The following is a 3620-nucleotide window of genomic DNA, read 5'->3' as shown; positions in this document are numbered from 1 at the left end:
AAATGGTGCACAACGGTATCGAATACGGGACGGCAAGGAAGTGCGGGACACCTCCATTTATGCAAAAACAACAACCTAAAAAAGTCCTGACAGATCTCATCTGTCAGGACTTTTTTAGGTTAATTCCTTTTTGACCTTTCCGTACTTTCCTCCGCCCCCCACTTCAAAAGAAAGCGTCCCTTTCCTGGCAGAATCGATGTAGCACGCCAATTTTTCAGGAACGATTTCCATGAGCTGTTCAAGCGTAACATCATGAAGGATATTCATCTCTGTTCCAAATGCCGCCAGCAATTTTTCCATGGATTTAGGTCCGAGTCCTGGGATGAAATCGAGTGGCACTTGATGGATATACGGCGGCCTTTCCCTTCCGTTTCTTCCGTCCAGCCCGGAAATGGAGAGTTCTTCAATCCTGGACGATACCCCTTTAATAATGGATTTATTACCACACTCGGGACATTGTTCATCATCCCTCAATACCTGGTGTAAACACCCTGAACATACGGTTTGATGATACTTTCCCAATAAGGGGTTCAATCCATAATTAACGGCCACCTTACGATTCCCTTTTTCTTTAAGGGCTTTTGCCAGCTCATTGAAACTTGGTTCTTCAAGCAGGACTTTCTGATATTCACGGGCGATTTTCCCAAGCGAATGCGCATCGGAATTTGTCACGAATACATAGGAATCCAACTCCTCGATATCCTTGACCATTTCTGTATCTGAACTTAAACCAAGTTCGATGGCATCAATTAGCTTCGGATCGAATACTTCTGTCAGACTGGATCGCACCCCTTTTCCATATAAGCTTTTAAATGGGGTAAAAACATGTGCCGGAATAAACAGGCCGCCCAGTGACTTCACGATCTTTTGCAGCGTTCTTCCATCACAATAAATCCTTTGGGAGCTCAAGGTGATATTTTTAACATGTCCGCCCATCCATGAAGAGAATTCCTTCATCGCTTTTAAAGTGGGAAAATAGGCGAGGACATGGATCGGTCCATTACAATTCTGATCATAAATTTCAATCTCCGAGCCTGGAATGATGGTTGTATTCTTGTATTGAAGTCCGCCTTCAATCTTTTCCGTGATTTCGCCATCAAGAATCCCCGCTTCGATTTCTTCGATAATTTCAGGAGAATGGCAATCGATTATTCCGATTAGATCAAGGCCCTTCCTTTCACTTGCCACTTGCAGCACATTGCTGAAGGTTAACGTTTTAGCACCTGTTATTTTTACGGCCCTTCCGCTTCTCGTTCTGCCTATATGGATATGCAGGTCAGCGTAAAATTCTTTCATTTATGATGTCATCGCCCTTTTCAACTGCAGATACTGAACTGCATATGCCGTTTTGGCATCCTGGATTTTCCCTTCATCCATATAAGTTTGAGCTTCTTCCAACGTGAGTTCAAGCATCTCGACAAATTCATCTTCATCCAGCGGGGCCGCATTTTCCTTCTTTTTCAAATTGTGGGCCATATAAAGGTGGACCAATTCATCGGCGAAACCTGGGGATGTATAGAAGGATATGATGTGCTCCATTTTTTCGCATTCATAGCCTGTCTCCTCCTCCAGTTCCCGTTTAGCCGACAGAACCGGCTCTTCGCCTTTTTCCAGCTTTCCTGCAGGAATTTCCACCAAGCTCCTTTCCAGCGCTTTACGGTACTGCTCAACCATGATGATTTTATTGTCTGCCGTGAGAGCTATGATGGCAACCGCCCCCGGATGTTTGATTATTTCACGTTTACCCGTTTTCCCATCTGGAAGCTCTACATCATCCACTTGCAGGCTGATTACCTTTCCCGTAAAGACTTTTTTCGAAGACAGCGTTTTTTCTTCAAACTTTTTCATCCTGACCACTCCTTTGTTCTAATTGCAGCATGATTCCTCATACATTTTACCATAATAGAGATGGAGGGCGATTTAATGAAAGTTTACGTATTGGAAAAAAGCGTTACTTTATCCGGAAAGAGTTGGGAAATCCTTCAAAAACTAAAGCAATTACAAAATCAATATGTCTATATCAATGATTGGATTACCGACATACATGATCAGGAGCCGCCCACTCCTTTAAAACGGATCAAGTGAATTCTTTGAGTGAAATGGATTTCTCCTTTACAATGAAGTAAAGGGAGTGGATAACATGAAAAAACGCAGACTAGGAAATTCTGACTTGCTAGTTTCTGAAATCGGGCTTGGATGCATGTCATTGGGGACTGTTGAAAATCAGGCATCCGAAATCATACAGTCCGCTTTAGATGAAGGAATCAATTATTTTGATACGGCTGACTTATATGATTTCGGAATGAATGAAGAAATCGTCGGAAAGAATTTAAAATCAGTCCGCGATAAGGTATACATAGCCACCAAGGTCGGAAACCGCTGGAATGAAAATAAAGATTCCTGGAGCTGGGATCCATCTGGCGCCTATATTAAAACGGCAGTAAAAGATAGCCTAAAGCGATTGGGTACAGATTATATTGATCTTTATCAGTTACATGGCGGCACCATTTCAGACAATATCGGAGAAACGGTAGAAGCATTTGAAGATTTGAAAAAAGAAGGCTATATCCGACATTATGGCATTTCTTCGATTCGTCCGAATGTAATCAAGGAATTCACTGAAAAGTCTGAGCTTGATTCCGTGATGATGCAGTTTAATCTACTTGACCGCCGCCCAGAAGAGTGGCTGTCCCTTTTGGCCAACAAACAGATCAGCATTATCGCCCGTGGCCCCCTTGCCAAAGGGCTGCTCAGTGAAAAAATGCTTGAAAAGGCAAATGAGGATGGATACCTTGACTATAGCTATCACGAACTTAAAGATTTGCTTCCGCAAATAAAGGACAAACTTTCTGATAGGAAGTTGAATGAAACCGCACTTCAATATGTATTGTCACACCAAAGCGTCGCTACCGTTGTACCAGGAGCAAGTTCAGTACAGCAGCTCCGCGAGAACTGCCAGGCCGCTAACAGCCCTTCACTGTCCAAAACCGAGTTGGATATCTTGAAGCAGTTGACCAAAGCGAACAAATATGAAAGTCACCGGGAGTAAAAGAATAAAACTAAACTAAATGTTTCAAAGGAACGTCAGAACATCCTTTAGGCTGCACTATCTCCGTTTAACCAACGTGATAGACAGCCTTTTTCCGTTCCTTCATTTTTTCGCCTTACTGCTTCTGTACCGCTTTCAAGTTCCTCTTCATTCCAATCCTTCCAAACCAACTTAACTTCATACCAACATTTTTAATTTTTTCATTGGACATCCCAAATTTAATGCTGTACAATTTAGTTGTGCACAACTAAAAATAAGAAGATAATGGAGAAAAAATGATGACAAAAACATTATTTACAACGTCTGTAACAGTTGATGGCGGAAGAGAAGGAACGGCAATTTCTGCTGACGGCAACTTCACGGTTGATATTGCGATGCCTGGTACACCTAGGGCTAAACAGATGCCTGAAGCATCTAATCCAGAACAGCTTTTTGCAGCTGGATATGCTGCATGTTTTGATAGTGCTTTGCAATCAGTTGGTAAAATTGAACGCGTTTCTTTCGATTCCAAAGTCACCGCAAACGTCAGTCTTTTGATGGGTGAGATGCATCAGTACAGCTTGGCTGTAAC

6 protein-coding genes are annotated in these 3620 nt (G+C 42.5%); 3 read left to right on the top strand and 3 right to left on the bottom strand.

The genetic code is table 11. From position 1 onward, the window contains the following. Positions 1 to 114: 114 nt before the first annotated feature. Positions 115 to 1296, bottom strand: a complete 1182-nt coding sequence (locus tag ACFVSH_RS24170; protein ID WP_387597771.1) for an endonuclease Q family protein — start codon at positions 1294 to 1296, stop codon at positions 115 to 117. Beyond that, entirely contained in the window at positions 1297 to 1848 is a 552-nt protein-coding gene (locus tag ACFVSH_RS24165) for an NUDIX hydrolase (protein WP_387597774.1), read from the bottom strand. A 75-nt stretch (positions 1849 to 1923) separates the two neighbouring features. Between ACFVSH_RS24165 and mciZ the strand changes: the two genes are divergently transcribed. Continuing rightward, positions 1924 to 2085, top strand: coding sequence for a Z-ring formation inhibitor MciZ (gene mciZ / locus ACFVSH_RS24160; RefSeq protein WP_387597776.1), 162 nt, complete (start codon positions 1924 to 1926; stop codon positions 2083 to 2085). Positions 2086 to 2140: 55 nt separating this feature from the next. Continuing rightward, complete coding sequence (locus ACFVSH_RS24155; protein ID WP_387597778.1) at positions 2141 to 3049, top strand: aldo/keto reductase; 909 nt, start codon at positions 2141 to 2143, stop codon at positions 3047 to 3049. Positions 3050 to 3096: 47 nt separating this feature from the next. On the opposite strand, the gene ACFVSH_RS24150 is transcribed toward ACFVSH_RS24155, so the two are convergent. Continuing rightward, positions 3097 to 3219 carry a hypothetical protein gene (locus ACFVSH_RS24150; protein ID WP_387597780.1) on the bottom strand — a complete coding sequence of 41 codons (123 nt, stop codon included), beginning with the start codon at positions 3217 to 3219 and terminating at the stop codon, positions 3097 to 3099. Between the two features lie 108 nt (positions 3220 to 3327). Here ACFVSH_RS24150 and ACFVSH_RS24145 point away from each other — a divergent pair. Next, the coding region (locus ACFVSH_RS24145; protein WP_387708267.1) for an Ohr family peroxiredoxin at positions 3328 to 3620 on the top strand (293 nt) is incomplete at its 3' end.

Origin of the sequence: Peribacillus sp. NPDC058002 (genome assembly GCF_042886655.1) — a bacterium.
GTDB lineage: Bacteria > Bacillota > Bacilli > Bacillales > DSM-1321 > Peribacillus > Peribacillus aracenensis.
This window is presented reverse-complemented; position numbering and strand designations above follow the sequence as displayed.